Below are 13252 nucleotides of genomic sequence, written 5' to 3'. Positions count from 1 at the left end.
CGCCGGCACCGTGGCGACTACGGCTTGGGCGTCGGTTCGCCGGCCTGGCCGGTCGTGTAGGACCACTTGCCGTCGGTCGCGGTGAACTCGACGGCGTCCGGGTCCGTCGGCGTGGTGGCGGGACCGGTGACAGTGATGCCGCCCTTGCCGTCGGCCTTCGCCGTCGTCATCTCCTGCGCGGCCTTGGAGATCGCGCCGGCGATGTTGCTCGGGTCGTCGAACAGCTCGGACGCGAAGATCGACTTCGCCTGCGTGGCGGCCGACTGCACGGCGGCCTTCTCCGCGTTCGCGACCGAGCCCATCACGAGCGGGATGGCGACGGCGGCGAGGATGCCGATGATGAGGACGACGACGAGCAGCTCGACGAGGGTGAAGCCCTTCTCGTCCTTCTTGAGCAGCTCGCTGCGGCGGCGCATCAGCGCCGAGAGGATGTTCTTCATGTTTCGCTCCTTTATCGGGGTGGTGGGGTGTTTCCGGCCGTGGGCGACCGGGGGTGTCCGAGGCGGATCCGGGGGGAGCTCTCCGCGTCCGGACGGTCTTCTCTCGGGGGTGGACGGGTGGGGGTCTGGTACTACATGCCGCCCATCTGGCTGAAGATGCCGAACATGGGCAGGTACATGGCGAGGATCATGCCGCCGACGATCACGCCGACGACGACGACCATGATCGGCTCGATCATGGCCGTGAGCCGCTCGGCGGTGAGCTGCACCTCGCGGTCGGTGAACTCGGCCACGCGCTGCAGCATGGCGTCGAGCGCGCCGGTGTCCTCGCCCACCGCGACCATCTGCGTCACGAGCGGCGGGAACACCTCCTCGCCGGCCATGAGCGTCGCGAGCGAGCGGCCCTTGCGCACGCCGTCGGCGATGCGGCCGACGGCCTCCTCGACGAGCGCGCTGTCGGCCGACTGCTTCACGATCGACAGGGCCTGCAGGATCGGCACGCCCGCGCCGATCGTCGTCGCCAGCGTGCGCGTGAAGCGCGCGATCGCGGCCTTGCGGAAGAACGATCCGAGCACGGGGATGCGCGAGCGGGCGCGGTCGATCGCGATGCGCACCTCGGCCTGCGCGCCGTAGCGGCGGAACCACAGCCACACCGCCAGCGTCGCCACGAGCACGACGGGCAGGATCCACACCATGTTGTCGGAGAGCGCGACCATCACCTGCGTGGGGATCGGCAGCTCGCCGCCCAGGTCCGAGTACATGCCCTCGAAGACCGGCACGATGAACGTCAGCATCGCGAACACGGCGAGCACCGCCACGCACAGCACGATCACCGGGTAGGTCATCGCCGACTTCATGGTGTCGCGGATCTTCAGGTCGGCCTCGAAGCCCTCCGCGGCCGACTCCAGCGACTGCGAGAGGAAGCCGCCGGCCTCGCCCGCGCGCACGAGGTGCACGAGCAGCGGCGGGAACACGTCAGGGCGCTTGGCGAAGGCGTCGGAGAGCGCGTTGCCCCGCTCGATCTCCTTGAGCACGCCCTTCAGCACCTCGCGCAGCTTCTCGTCGTCGACCTGCGCCGTGATGATGTTCAGGCCGCGCACGAGCGTGAGGCCCGCGTCGATCATCGTCGCCAGCTGGCGGATCACGAGCGTCACCTGCCGCAGCGGGATGCGCCGCTCGAAGCCCGAGAAGCCGATGTCGCGGGTGAGGAAGCTCGACTCCGTCACCGAGACGGGGGTCAGACCCTGGGCACGCACGCGCGCGAGCGCGGCGGCCTTGCTCGGCGCGTCGATCGTGCCCCGGCGGCGCTTGCCGGCCTCGTCGGTGGCGACGTAGTCGAAGGCCTGGCTGATCTGCGCCGTGCTCATGCCTGCCGCCTCAGGGCGCGGCGCGAGAACTCGTCGCCGTAGTCGGGCTCGCCGGCGACACCCACGTTCGAGCGCCGCGCGAGCTGGTGGAAGCCGTCGCGGTCCTGGGCGCGCTCGAGACCGGCCTCGTACGTGATCCGCCCGGCGTCGATGAGCTGGGCCAGGCTCTGGTCGAGCGTGTGCATGCCGTGCGCCGATCCGGACTGGAGCACACCGGGGATCTGGTGGATCTCGCCCTCGCGGATGAGGTTCGCCACGGCCGGCGTCATCACGAGCACTTCGGTGGCCGCGACGCGGCCGGTTCCCGACGCGTCGGGGATGAGGGTCTGGGCGACGACGCCGCGCAGCGTGGAGGCGAGCTGCGTGCGCACCTGCGACTGCTGGTGCGGCGGGAAGACGTCGATGATGCGGTCGATCGTCTGCGGCGCGCTCTGGGTGTGCAGCGTGCCGAAGACGAGGTGCCCCGTCTCGGCTGCCGTGAGCGCGACCTGGATCGTGTCGAGGTCGCGCAGCTCGCCGATGAGGATGACGTCGGGATCCTGACGCAGCACCTGGCGCAGCGCGCGATGGAAGCTCAGCGTGTCGCTGCCCACCTCGCGCTGGTTCACGATCGAGCGGTTGTGACGGTGCAGGAACTCGATCGGGTCCTCGATCGTCATGATGTGCTCGGACCGGGTGCGGTTGATGTGGTCGATCATCGCCGCGAGGGTGGTCGACTTGCCCGAGCCCGTCGGGCCCGTCACGAGCACGAGGCCGCGGGGCAGCTCGGCGAAGCGCGCGAGCGTGTGCGGCATGCCGAGCTCCGAGAGCGGCTTGATGTTCACAGGGACCATGCGGAACACCGCGCCGACCGATCCCCGCTGCACGAACACGTTCACGCGGAACCGGGCGCCCGCCGCGTACGCGAAGTCGAGCTCCTGCTCCTTCTCGAACGCGTTGAGCTGATCGCGGGTGAGCAGGCCGAGGATCTCGCGATGCGTGTCCTCCGGCATCCACACGGGCGCGCCGGGGATGGGGCGCAGCTCGCCGTGCAGGCGCATCATCGGCGGGATCCCGACCGTGATGTGCAGGTCGGACCCGCCGTCGGCGACCAGGCGCCTCAGGGCGTCGTGGATCGTGAAGGCGCGCGCGGCACCATCGGATTCGGGTCCGGGGCCGAGCGCCGTCGGGGCGGCAGCTTCATGCACTCACATAATCTTGCCGCTACCCGAGCAGAATGGGTAGCAGTCCCCGGGGAGAAATCTCCGGGGACATATCGACAAACCCGGATGAATCGGTATACCGGGTGCAAGGACCGGCCCGCTCAGGCGACGACTCGAAGGATCTCCTCCACCGACGTGATGCCCGAGAGCGCCTTCTCCCAGCCGTCCTCGCGCAGCGTGCGCATGCCCTGCTTCCGGGCGAGCTGGGAGATCTCCGTCCCCGAGGCCCGCTGCACGGCGAGGCGCTCGATCTCCTCGCTCACGGCCATCACCTCGTGCACGGCCGTGCGGCCGCGGTAGCCCGTGTCGGCGCAGTGCGGGCAGCCGACGGGGCGGAACAGCGGGCGGTCGTCGCCGTCCGGCCGGGCGAACCCGCTGGCGGCGAGCTCCGCCGTGCCGAGCTCCACGGGCTCCTTGCAACGCTCGCAGAGCTTGCGGATGAGGCGCTGGGCGACGACGACGTCGAGGGCGGAGCCGACGAGGAACGGCTCCACGCCCATCTCGATGAGGCGGGTCACGGCGCTCGGCGCGTCGTTGGTGTGCAGGGTGGAGAGCACGAGGTGACCGGTGAGGGCCGACTCGATCGCGATGTTGGCCGTCTCGGCGTCGCGGATCTCGCCGACGAGCATCACGTCGGGGTCGGAGCGCAGGATGGCGCGAAGCGCGTTCGCGAAGGTCAGACCCGCCTGGTTGTTGATCTGCACCTGGTTGATGCCCGACATCCGGTACTCGACGGGGTCCTCGATCGTGATGACGTTCACCTCCGGCCGCGCGAGCTCCGTCACCGTGGAGTACAGCGTCGTGGACTTGCCCGATCCGGTGGGCCCGGTGACGAGGATCATGCCGTAGGGCTTCGTGTACGACGCGCGGTAGACCTCGAGGTTGCGCGGCGAGAGGTTGAGGTTCTCGAGCGAGACGACGCCGCCGGCCTGATCGAGGATGCGCATGACGATCTTCTCGCCCCAGACCGTGGGCAGGGTCGCCACGCGCAGGTCGACCTTCCGCCCCTCGTGCGTGACCGAGATGCGGCCGTCCTGGGGGATCCGCCGCTCCGAGATGTCGATGTCGCTCATGACCTTCAGCCGCGAGATCACGCCGTTCTGGATCGCCTTCGGGGCGCTCGGCATCTCGTGCAGCACGCCGTCGATGCGGCAGCGCACCCGCACGCGGTCGGCGCCCGGCTCGATGTGGATGTCGCTCGCGCGGTCGCGGATGGCCTGGCTGAGCACGAGGTTGACGAAGCGCACGACGGGCGCGTCCTCGTCCTCGCCCACCCCGCCCGACACGGCGAACGAGCCGTCGTCGACGGGCTCCTCCGCGCTCGTCTCGAGGCTCGTGGACAGCTGGGTGAGCTCCTCGTCCGCGCGACGGTGCCTGTCGATGTAGGCGTGGATGTCGGTCGCGGTGGCCACGACGATCGCCACGGGGATGCGGAAGGCCACCCGCACATCGTCGAGGGCGATGACGTTCTCGGGGTCGGCCATCGCGAGCACGAGGCGCTGCTCGCCGCCCGCGTCGTCGCGCACCGCGAGCGGCGCGACCTCGTTGGAGTGCGCGAACGACGCCGAGAGTCGCTGCAGCAGATCGGGCTGGGTGGCCTCGTCGTCCAGCCGCACGAACGGGGCGCCGAACTGCGTCGCTCGGGCCTGGGCGAAGGCCTCCTCGGAGAGCTCGCCCGTCTCGATCAGCGCGCGCAGGCGCGCCATCTCCTCCTGATCGGAGCCGGCGAGCTCCAGCGCGCGCTCGCGGGGCAGCGCCCCCTGACGGACGAGGATGTGGATGAGCCCGGCCACGGTGCGCCTTTCGGGACGACGTCGGTGCGATCGGGCTGCATCTTACGCCGTCCCCATGACGTGATGGGGGTGCCTGGGCAGCCGCCTGGCGGTCAGGCGGGCGGCCACGAGACGAGCACGAGGCTCTGCTTGGTGTCGGCGAGCGTGACCCAGCCGTCGCCGAAGCCGTAGGTCATGCCGTAGCCCTGGTCGTCCGTGGCGATGGCGTAGGCCGGGTCCTCGGTGAGGAACACGGCCCCGTCCTGCTCCTCGCGGATCCAGCCCTGCGTCTCCAGCTCGGCCTGCAGGGTGGCCGCGGTCTCGGCGTCGAGGGGCGCCCAGCCGAAGATCTGCACGTGATCGGTGGCGACGCTGTAGTCGCCCCACACGCACTGGATCCCCTCCGGCACCACGGTCGCGCCGATCCGGAACTCCTCCGGCTCGGCGCTCCACCCCACGCTCTCGAACTGATCCACGACTTCGGCGGGGATGATCGTCTCGCACGTCGGATCGGCAGCGGGCTCGGGCGTCTGCTGCCCGCCCTGCTCGTCGCCCTGCGGATCCGCGCCCTGCGGCTGCTCGGTGGCCGGCGGCGGCGTCGACGGCGCGGGGGCGGTCGGGGCGTCCTGCGCGCAGCCCGCGAGCGCGATCGCGACGGCCGCGACGCCGACGAGCACGGGCAGGGCGCGGCGTGCGGCCGCGGCTCGGCGGCGGCTCATGTGCTCGCTCCCCGCAGCACGCCCAGGATCGCGTCGTGCAGCAGGCCGTTGCTGGCGAGCGCCGACCCGGAGGCGATCGTCTCGTCGCCCTCGAAGGAGGTGAACCGGCCGCCCGCCTCGCGCACGATCGCGGCGGCGGCGGCGATGTCGTACTCCTTGACGTCGAACTCGCCGACGAACTCGATCCGGCCCTCGGCCAGCAGCATGTACGACCAGACGTCGCCGTAGGCGCGATCGCGCCAGACGCGCGACTGCAGCGCGAGCAGCGCGTCGAGTCGGCCCGCGTCGCGCCACTGAGCGAGGCTCTGGAAGCTGATGGAGGCGTCCTCGAGCGCGTCGACCCGCGAGACGCCGATGCGGCGGGCGCCGTCGGGCGCGCTCGTCCAGGCGCCCGCTCCCTCGGCGGCCCACCAGCGGCGCCCCATGGCGGGCATGCTCACGACGCCCAGGCGCACGGCGCCGTCGACCTCGAGCGCGATCATGGTGCCCCAGGCGGGGACGCCGCGCAGGTAGTTGGCCGTGCCGTCGATGGGATCGACGATCCAGCGGCGAGCGGCGGCGTCGCCCTCGCCGTACTCCTCGCCGAAGATGCCGTCGCCGGGCCGCTCGGCCGCCAGCAGCTCGCGGATCGCCCGCTCGGCGGCGAGATCGGCCTCGGTCACGTGGGTGCGATCCGCCTTGCGCCGCACATCCAGGTCGACCGCGTCGAAGCGCGCGAGCGTCTGCGCATCGGCGGCGTCCGCCAGGCGCAGGGCGAGCGCGAGGTCGTCGCTCGGATCGAACGCGGCGGGGGAGTCGGGATCGGGGGAGTCCACCGCTCAAGGCTACCCGGCGCGATATCACGGTCCGGGAACGTTCCGCCGCGAGACGGCTCCACTGCGCAGCCCTCTGCCGGAGAGAGGGGGCGCGGATCGCGTCACCCCGCCGTGGAAACGCGAATCCCCGGCGACCCTTTCGGGTCTGACCGGGGATTTCCGTGTGGTGCACCCCCAGGGACTTGAACCCTGAACCCACTGATTAAGAGTCAGTTGCTCTGCCGATTGAGCTAGAGGTGCGTTCCGGATCCGGGGCCTTTCGGCTTTCCGAACCGAGGATCGACTCTATCAGCTTCCCGGTGGGTTCGCCAATCGATCCGGGTGCCTCGCGCCTTCCGCACGTGGCGAGGTGGACCCCGCCATCCGGGGAGGGGGCGCTCCACCCGGACGACGGGGACCGTCGCTCACAGCGGGTCGGCGTCGGTGCGTCGCTCGGTCACGCGCGAGGCGCCGCCCGTGTCGCCGACGGTGCGGGTCCGCTCGATCGAGGAGCGGCGGCGCAGCAGCAGGACGAGACCCACGACGAACACGACGACACCGGCACCCATCAGCAGGTACCCGACGAAGTCGTCGTTCAGCCACGGCACGTCCAGCTCCAGCCCGAACGCCAGGATGGCGCCGAGGATGAACAGCACTACTCCGGTTCCGATACTCATGCCCCGAACGATACGGGTGCTCCCCGGCGGCGTCATCGGGCTTGACATCGCCGCGGATACAGGGATGGAGCGAAGGGGTGGCGTATAATCTGGGGCATATGAGCACCCGTGCCGCGCGTCGCGGTCTGAATGCTGGTGGCATGGGCGAACCGCACTCCCTCGCGGCGAAGAAGGTGGGCGCGCGCGTGGCGGAGCTGCGCCACCGCGCCGGCCTGAGCGCGAAGGCGCTCGCCGAGTGCGCGGACCTCGACCTCACCCACCTGCAGCGCGTGGAGCGCGGCCAGGCGAACCCGACGCTCATGACGCTCGTGCAGATCGCCGTCGCGCTCGAGGTCGATCCTGGCCTCCTCGTGCAGGGGATCGCGGCGGAGGAGCTGCAGGAGGGGCGTCTGCCGTACGGCCACACGCAGCGCGCGACGCGGCGGCGCCGCAGCTTCGTCTCGGAGCTCTGAGCGTCGGCGCCCCGGCCTGTCGCACAGGGACGGCCCGACGCGAGGGGAGCGCCGGACGGTTCACACGGTGAAGCGCCACAGGTACTCGGCGTCGGCGTCGAACCACGCGAGGGTGGTGACGGCGCTGGCGCGATCCACATCGCACAGGCACAGCTGCAGTGCCTCGCCGGGCCGCACGCGGCCCCAGCGCTCGGTGCGCGCGCGCCCGTGCTCGTCGCACAGGAAGACGCGGACGGCATCGGCGGGATCGCGGCCGCGGTGGCGCACGATCGGGTGCGCCGGATCGGCACGGTCGATGTGCCACGGCACGGGGTACGCGCCTCGGCCGGGAGGCCGGCGGCGCCGGGGGAGCGGGAACATGAGGGCGACGCTAGGCAGGTCCTCCGACGCGCGGGACCCCCACGAGGGGCTCAGCGGCCGAGCTGTGGACGAGGCGCGCCGCTCAGCGTGCTGTGGAGGAAGCGCCGGGATCGCCGCCCGCGGGGCCTGCGTCGTCGGCGGCATCCGCCGCCGCCGCGCCCGCCTCGTCGCGCGGGCCTCGGCCGCCCGGCACGATGCGGCGCGCGACGCCGCCGGCACCGCGGCCGAGGGCGCCGAGCCCGCGCCCCGCCACCGCGACACCGCGCGAGGCGGTGCCCGCGGCGCCGGCCACGGCCGATCCGATGCGGCCGACCGCGCCGCCCACGCGGTGCTCGATCCGCTCGGCGCCCTCACGCGGCTCGAGGGCGTCGGGCAGGGTGGCGGGTGCGGGGCCGAACGCGCGGCGCGAGGCCGCCACGACCCGGCGGCCCAGCACGTGGTTGCCCGCGCCGCCCACGGCCGCGCCGACGCCGAAGGGCAGCGCCTTGCCGATGAACGAGCCCGCGCCCACGCGCGCGAAGTGCCGCAGGAACGCCGTCTTCAGGCGGTCGGCGACCTGCCGCGTGACGGTCTTGGGCAGCGACTTCGTGACGAGGTCTCCCCAGTAGGCGCCCCGCCCGATGCCCTTGCCCGAGGCCTGCGCCGCCAGCTGGCGCAGCAGGTCGACGCCCTCCTTGCCCATCATCAGCGTCATCACGAGCGCGCGGGCGCGGTCGCGATCCTCCACGGCGATGCCGTGCACCTCGGCGAGCGATTGCGCGAACAGCGTGGTGGCCTCGAGGAACCCGGCCGTCTCGGCGCCCGACAGCGCGAGCGTGATGCCCGTTCCCACGCCGGGGACGACGGCCGTGGCGCCGACGGCGGCGCCCCCGGTCGTCACGGCCGCGAGATACCGGCGCTCCAGCACGCGCACGATCTGCTCGGGCGTGGCGTCGGGGTGGCGCAGGCGGATGGATCGCAGGTGCGCGAGCACCACCGGGCGGTGGATGGACATGACCCGGTCGAGCGCGCGGACGTGCGCCGGATGATCGGCCGCGGGCGTCTCACCCTGCCACGGAGCGTCGTCCGGCAGGGAGTGGATCTTCGCGACCTTGTCGGGCACGGGGAGATCCTACGTCGTCGATCAGACGAACTGGTTGGCTCGCGCCAGGTCCTCGGCGAAGTCGACCTCGACGGCGTAGAAGTCCGAGATGTCCATGGGGAGCACCCGGATGCCGTCCTCGGCGATGGCGAGCTCGATGCCGCGCTCGAAGTAGTCCTGGTCGTCGACGCGCTGCAGGTGGCGGATGAGCGAGCGCTTGTCGGCGCGCGAGATGTAGTTGATGCCCACGGCCTCGCCGATGCCGCCGACGACGGTCTTCGAGAGCTCGTCGATGTGGCCCGTGGCGGAGACGGTGTACTTGACCTCCTCGTCGCTCACCTTCGCGGTGTTCACCGCGACGAACGACGTGTCGGCCTCGATGAGGGCGGCGGCGCGGCCGAGCACGCGCGGATCGAAGACGACATCGCCGTTCATCCAGAGCACGCCGCTCTTGCCGGTGGCCTGCAGCGCGCGCAGCAGGCTCTTCGAGGTGTTGGTCTGGTCGTAGCGCTCGTTGTAGACGTAGTTGGCCTGCGGGAAGCGCTCGACGATGTCCTCGGCGCGGTAGCCGACGACGGTGGTGATGCGGGCGTCGTCGCCGAAGGCGGCGCGGATGTTCTCGTGCTGCTGCTGCATGATGGAACGACCGTCGCTCAGCTCGGTCAGCGACTTGGGCAGCGCACGGCCGAGGCGCGTGCCCATGCCGGCGGCCAGGATGACGGTCTGAATGCTCATATCCTCATGCTCTCATTCGCCGTTCACGACGTATTCATGATGAGTTCACCGTGACGAATGAACCAGATGGTAGCGAGAATCACTGGGAAGGGGCACAATAGCGCGCCGTCCGCGACCGGATCGTTGCGCGATCGCCCATTCCGCACAGCGGGCGCGCCCGCCGCGCGCATTCAGGCGGTGCTGGGTACGTTGAGAGGGTGACGCCCTCCCCACGCGACGAATCAGCAGAGACGCCGGACGGTGGAGCGCCCCAGGAGGCGCCGGCCGCCGAAGAGACCGCGCCGAGCGCGGCCCGCAAGCGACCTGCGGCGCCGCGGAAGCGGCCCGCCGCGTCGTCGTCCGCGCGCGCATCCGGCGCGACCGAGGCGGGCGAGTCGCCGTCCGAGACGGCGGCCGGCGCCGCGAAGAAGCCGGCCGCGCGGAAGACCGGCACCACCGCGCGCAAGACGGGCGCACGCTCGTCAACGTCCGCTTCCCGAACCGCGTCCGCCCGCACGGGATCGACGGCCGCCTCGAAGGCGCGCACCCCGGCGAAGGGTCGCGCGGCATCGACGGCGGAGCTGGCGGAGGACGCGGGCGCCGCGAAGGACGCGGGGGGCGCGAAGGACGCATCGGCACCGGGCTCCGGCACGGCGGCGCGGAAGCCGCGCGCCCCGAGGGCCGCGGGGTCCGCCGCCTCCCGCACGAAGGCCGCGGGGAGCGGGAGTACCTCCGCGCGCGCCGGCAGCACGGCCGCGCGGAAGACCGCGGGAGCTGCCAAGGGCACGGACTCCGCGAAGCCCGCCGGTGCGGCGAAGCCCCGTACGGCGAAGCCCGCCGGCCCCGCGAAGCCCGCCGCGGCGCCGAAGCCTGCCGCGGCGGAGAGCGAGCCGATGGCGAGGAAGTCGGCTGCCCGCGACGCGGAGTACAAGGACATCGCCACGCAGCCCGTGCCCACGGCGGGGCCGCAGGTGCGCGCCGTCGTGGCGAGCACCGACGAGGCGCCCGCGATCTTCAAGCGCGCCGCGCCGGCGGCTGATGTGCCCGCGGCCGCGCCGGCCGACGCCGAGCCCGCCACGGCGACGACGCCCGAACCCGAACCCACGGCTGAGCCGAGGCCCGAACCCACGGCCGAGCCGGCGCCAGAGGCGCAGCCCGTGCCGACATCCGAGTCGGAGGCCGCCGAGTCGGAGCCGGCCGAGGCCGCGCCCGCCGAGGCGACGCCGGCCGAGCCCGAGCCTCAGGCGGAGGAGCGCGCCCCCGAGCCGGCCACGCCGCCGCTGCCGCCGATCCCGGCCGCCGTCGCCGCCGCGACGTCGGCGCCCGTCGAGACGGGCGGCCCCGCCGACGCGCCGACGTCGCCCGCCGACGCGCTGCGCGTGCGAGGGCTCGTGAAGGCGTACGGCGGATCCGATGCCGTCTACGGCGTCGACATGACCGTGCCGGCCGGATCGTTCTACGGGATCGTCGGGCCGAACGGCGCGGGCAAGACGACCACCCTGTCGATGATCTCCGGGCTGCTCAAGCCGGACGAGGGCAGCATCGAGGTGTTCGGCGTCGACATGGTGCGTCGTCCGCGCCAGGCGAAGGCGCTGATCGGCGTGCTGCCCGACCGCGTGCGCACGTTCGACCGGCTCACCGGGCGCCAGCTGCTGTACTACTTCGGCGTGCTGCGGGGCCTCAAGCCGTCGGTCGTCGCCAAGCGCACCGCCGACCTGGCGCGCGCCTTCGACTTCGCCGACGCGCTGGGCCGCGTCGTGGCCGACTACTCGGCGGGCATGACGAAGAAGCTGATGCTGGCGGGCGCCATGATCCACTCGCCGCGCATGCTCGTGCTCGACGAGCCGTTCGAGGCGGTGGACCCCGTCTCGTCGGCCAGCATCCTCGAGATCCTCTCGGCGTACGTGGAGCACGGCGGCACGGTGGTGCTGTCGAGCCACGGCATGGACCTCGTCGAGAGCGTCTGCAGCCGCGTGGCCGTGGTGGTGTCGGGCAATGTGCTGGCGGAGGGAACCGTCGACGAGGTCAAGGGCGAGATCTCGCTGGAGCAGCGCTTCGTGGAGCTCTCGGCCGGTGGCGCGAGCATGGAGGGGCTCGAATGGCTGCACGCATCCTCCGACTGAGACTCGCCCTGCTCCTCGGGGGCCTGCGCGCCCCGGGCGCCGTCGCCTCGCGGATCGCGGGCGTCCTCGTGCTGCTCGCCGCCGTCGTGCTCGCGTGCGCCGGCATCCTGAGCCTCGCCGAGGACGGCCCCGCCGTGGCGGACGCCGTGCTCACCCTCGCCGGCACGGGTGTGCTCGTGGGCTTCGCGCTGGCGCCCGTCATGAGCGCCGCGGACGACCCGCTCGATCCGCGTCGCTTCGCCGTGCTCGGTCTCGACGCGCGGCAGCTGACGGGCCCCCTCGCGCTCGCGTCGCTCGTGAGCCTGCCCACGCTCGCGCTCCTGGCCGTCGAGGTCTGCACCGCGATCACCTGGACGCGCCTCGGGGTGCCGGCCGTCGTCGCGATCCTCGCGGCGCTCGTGCACGCGGCGACGTGCATCGTGCTCGCGCGGCTGAGCATGGCGTTCGGCGCCCTCGTGCTGCGCGGCCGCCGCACGCGCGAGCTGTCGAGCCTGTTCGTGCTCGGCATCATCGTGGTCGTGCTGCCCGTCGCCGTCTTCTTCGCGTCGCTGGAGTGGCGCGGGCGCGTGCCCAGCCAGCTGCAGGCCGTGGTCGAGGTGCTGGCCCTCACGCCGGTGGGCGCCGCCTCCGGCCTGCCGGGGGCCGTGGCGCTCGGGCAGGAGCCGACGGCGGGGCTGGCCGCGGGCGTGGCGCTGCTGACCCTCGCGGCCGCGGCCGCGGTGTGGGTGTGGTCGGTGCACCGCATGCTCGTCACCGTCGATCCGCCGCTCGACGACCGCGAGCGCAGCGGCCTCGGCTGGTTCGCCGTCATGCCGGCGACGCCGGGCGGCGCGATCGCGGCGCGCAGCATCATGTACTGGTTCGGTGACAGCCGCCACCTCGTCAACCTCGGGATCATCCCCGTCGTCGGGCTGCTGCCGATCGTGCCCCTGCTGGTGGCGGGGGTGCCGGCGAACTACGCGGCCCTCATCCCCGTGCCGATCATGGCGCTGTTCCTGGGGTGGGTGTCGCACAACGACGTCGCCTACGACTCCTCGGCCATCTGGATGCACATCACGGCGGGCGTCAGCGGGCTCGCCGATCGCGTCGGCCGCCTCGTTCCCGTGCTCATGGCCGGCATCGCGCTGCTGGCCGTCGCCATCCCGCTCGCCACGGCGTTCTACGGGCGGTGGGCGCTGCTGCCGGCGCTCGCGGGCGTCGCCACGAGCCTCTTCCTCACGGGCCTGGGGCTGTCGAGCGTCTCGTCGGTGCTCGCGCCCTACCCCGTGCCGCGCCCGGGCGACAGCCCGTTCCGCCAGCCGCAGCGGACCGGCTCGAGCGGCGTGGTCGCGCAGGCGCTCGTGATGCTCGGCGCGCTCGTGCTCTCGGCGCCGACGCTGTGGCTCGCGTGGCGCGCGCTGACCGACGACATCGCGCTCGCCGCCAACGCGCAGTGGGCGGGCGTCGGCACGGGCGTCGGCGTGCTCGTGCTCGGCGTCGCCGCGGGCTCGCTGCTGTGGAGCCGGCGCTCGTACCAGATCATGGAGTTCGCCGCGACGACCTGACGCCCGG

Annotated in this window: 14 protein-coding genes and 1 tRNA gene; 3 read left to right on the top strand and 12 right to left on the bottom strand. The window is 72.6% G+C overall.

The window, feature by feature from the left end; all coding sequences use genetic code 11:
- Positions 1 to 17: 17 nt before the first annotated feature.
- The 8 genes from ACWDR7_RS08695 to ACWDR7_RS08660 form a co-directional block, all read right to left on the bottom strand.
- Positions 18 to 440, bottom strand: coding sequence for a prepilin-type N-terminal cleavage/methylation domain-containing protein (locus ACWDR7_RS08695; protein WP_449854522.1), 423 nt, complete (start codon positions 438 to 440; stop codon positions 18 to 20).
- Between the two features lie 131 nt (positions 441 to 571).
- Positions 572 to 1807, bottom strand: coding sequence for a type II secretion system F family protein (locus ACWDR7_RS08690; RefSeq protein ID WP_449854521.1), 1236 nt, complete (start codon positions 1805 to 1807; stop codon positions 572 to 574).
- Positions 1804 to 2994, bottom strand: a complete 1191-nt coding sequence (locus ACWDR7_RS08685) for a type IV pilus twitching motility protein PilT (protein WP_449854520.1) — start codon at positions 2992 to 2994, stop codon at positions 1804 to 1806. The genes ACWDR7_RS08690 and ACWDR7_RS08685 overlap by 4 nt, the downstream gene beginning before the upstream one ends.
- A 116-nt stretch (positions 2995 to 3110) precedes the next feature.
- Complete coding sequence (locus tag ACWDR7_RS08680; protein WP_449854519.1) at positions 3111 to 4802, bottom strand: GspE/PulE family protein; 1692 nt, start codon at positions 4800 to 4802, stop codon at positions 3111 to 3113.
- Positions 4803 to 4894: 92 nt separating this feature from the next.
- Entirely contained in the window at positions 4895 to 5500 is a 606-nt protein-coding gene (locus tag ACWDR7_RS08675; protein ID WP_449854518.1) for a hypothetical protein, read from the bottom strand.
- The gene (locus tag ACWDR7_RS08670) at positions 5497 to 6315 is read right to left on the bottom strand and encodes an inositol monophosphatase family protein (protein ID WP_449854517.1); all 819 of its coding nucleotides are present in this window, start codon (positions 6313 to 6315) and stop codon (positions 5497 to 5499) included. The genes ACWDR7_RS08675 and ACWDR7_RS08670 overlap by 4 nt, the downstream gene beginning before the upstream one ends.
- A gap of 164 nt (positions 6316 to 6479) precedes the next feature.
- Positions 6480 to 6555 (bottom strand) — tRNA-Lys (locus ACWDR7_RS08665).
- 164 nt (positions 6556 to 6719) lie between these two features.
- Entirely contained in the window at positions 6720 to 6971 is a 252-nt protein-coding gene (locus ACWDR7_RS08660; protein ID WP_449854516.1) for a DUF6458 family protein, read from the bottom strand.
- 140 nt (positions 6972 to 7111) lie between these two features.
- Between ACWDR7_RS08660 and ACWDR7_RS08655 the strand changes: the two genes are divergently transcribed.
- Positions 7112 to 7423, top strand: coding sequence for a helix-turn-helix domain-containing protein (locus ACWDR7_RS08655; protein WP_449854515.1), 312 nt, complete (start codon positions 7112 to 7114; stop codon positions 7421 to 7423).
- A gap of 60 nt (positions 7424 to 7483) precedes the next feature.
- Here ACWDR7_RS08655 and ACWDR7_RS08650 read toward each other — a convergent pair whose 3' ends face one another.
- The 4 genes from ACWDR7_RS08650 to ACWDR7_RS08635 all read right to left on the bottom strand — a co-directional run bounded on the left by ACWDR7_RS08650 (position 7484) and on the right by ACWDR7_RS08635 (position 10515).
- Complete coding sequence (locus tag ACWDR7_RS08650) at positions 7484 to 7783, bottom strand: hypothetical protein (RefSeq protein WP_449854514.1); 300 nt, start codon at positions 7781 to 7783, stop codon at positions 7484 to 7486.
- A gap of 82 nt (positions 7784 to 7865) precedes the next feature.
- Positions 7866 to 8885, bottom strand: coding sequence for a hypothetical protein (locus ACWDR7_RS08645; protein ID WP_449854513.1), 1020 nt, complete (start codon positions 8883 to 8885; stop codon positions 7866 to 7868).
- Positions 8886 to 8906: 21 nt separating this feature from the next.
- Positions 8907 to 9599, bottom strand: coding sequence for a phosphocholine cytidylyltransferase family protein (locus ACWDR7_RS08640; protein ID WP_449854512.1), 693 nt, complete (start codon positions 9597 to 9599; stop codon positions 8907 to 8909).
- Positions 9600 to 9678: 79 nt separating this feature from the next.
- Complete coding sequence (locus ACWDR7_RS08635) at positions 9679 to 10515, bottom strand: hypothetical protein (RefSeq protein WP_449854511.1); 837 nt, start codon at positions 10513 to 10515, stop codon at positions 9679 to 9681.
- Between ACWDR7_RS08635 and ACWDR7_RS08630 the strand changes: the two genes are divergently transcribed.
- Positions 10472 to 11701 carry an ATP-binding cassette domain-containing protein gene (locus ACWDR7_RS08630; RefSeq protein ID WP_449854510.1) on the top strand — a complete coding sequence of 410 codons (1230 nt, stop codon included), beginning with the start codon at positions 10472 to 10474 and terminating at the stop codon, positions 11699 to 11701. The two genes, ACWDR7_RS08635 and ACWDR7_RS08630, sit on opposite strands and share 44 nt — an antisense overlap.
- Positions 11677 to 13245 carry a hypothetical protein gene (locus ACWDR7_RS08625; RefSeq protein ID WP_449854509.1) on the top strand — a complete coding sequence of 523 codons (1569 nt, stop codon included), beginning with the start codon at positions 11677 to 11679 and terminating at the stop codon, positions 13243 to 13245. Before ACWDR7_RS08630 ends, ACWDR7_RS08625 begins: the two co-directional genes overlap by 25 nt.
- Positions 13246 to 13252: the final 7 nt, after the last annotated feature.

This window comes from Microbacterium sp. NPDC003461 (assembly GCF_053588335.1).
Note: the sequence above shows the minus strand (reverse complement) of the source record. Positions and strands in the feature narration are given on the sequence as shown.

Coding starts and splice junctions, on each gene's coding strand:
- ACWDR7_RS08690 (WP_449854521.1), bottom strand. CDS start 1,807: ATGAGCACGGCGCAGATCAGCCAGGCCTTCGACTACGTCGCCACCGAC.
- ACWDR7_RS08635 (WP_449854511.1), bottom strand. CDS start 10,515: ATGTCCTTGTACTCCGCGTCGCGGGCAGCCGACTTCCTCGCCATCGGC.
- ACWDR7_RS08630 (WP_449854510.1), top strand. CDS start 10,472: ATGGCGAGGAAGTCGGCTGCCCGCGACGCGGAGTACAAGGACATCGCC.
- ACWDR7_RS08660 (WP_449854516.1), bottom strand. CDS start 6,971: ATGAGTATCGGAACCGGAGTAGTGCTGTTCATCCTCGGCGCCATCCTG.
- ACWDR7_RS08695 (WP_449854522.1), bottom strand. CDS start 440: ATGAAGAACATCCTCTCGGCGCTGATGCGCCGCCGCAGCGAGCTGCTC.
- ACWDR7_RS08640 (WP_449854512.1), bottom strand. CDS start 9,599: ATGAGCATTCAGACCGTCATCCTGGCCGCCGGCATGGGCACGCGCCTC.
- ACWDR7_RS08675 (WP_449854518.1), bottom strand. CDS start 5,500: ATGAGCCGCCGCCGAGCCGCGGCCGCACGCCGCGCCCTGCCCGTGCTC.
- ACWDR7_RS08655 (WP_449854515.1), top strand. CDS start 7,112: ATGGGCGAACCGCACTCCCTCGCGGCGAAGAAGGTGGGCGCGCGCGTG.
- ACWDR7_RS08650 (WP_449854514.1), bottom strand. CDS start 7,783: ATGTTCCCGCTCCCCCGGCGCCGCCGGCCTCCCGGCCGAGGCGCGTAC.
- ACWDR7_RS08625 (WP_449854509.1), top strand. CDS start 11,677: ATGGCTGCACGCATCCTCCGACTGAGACTCGCCCTGCTCCTCGGGGGC.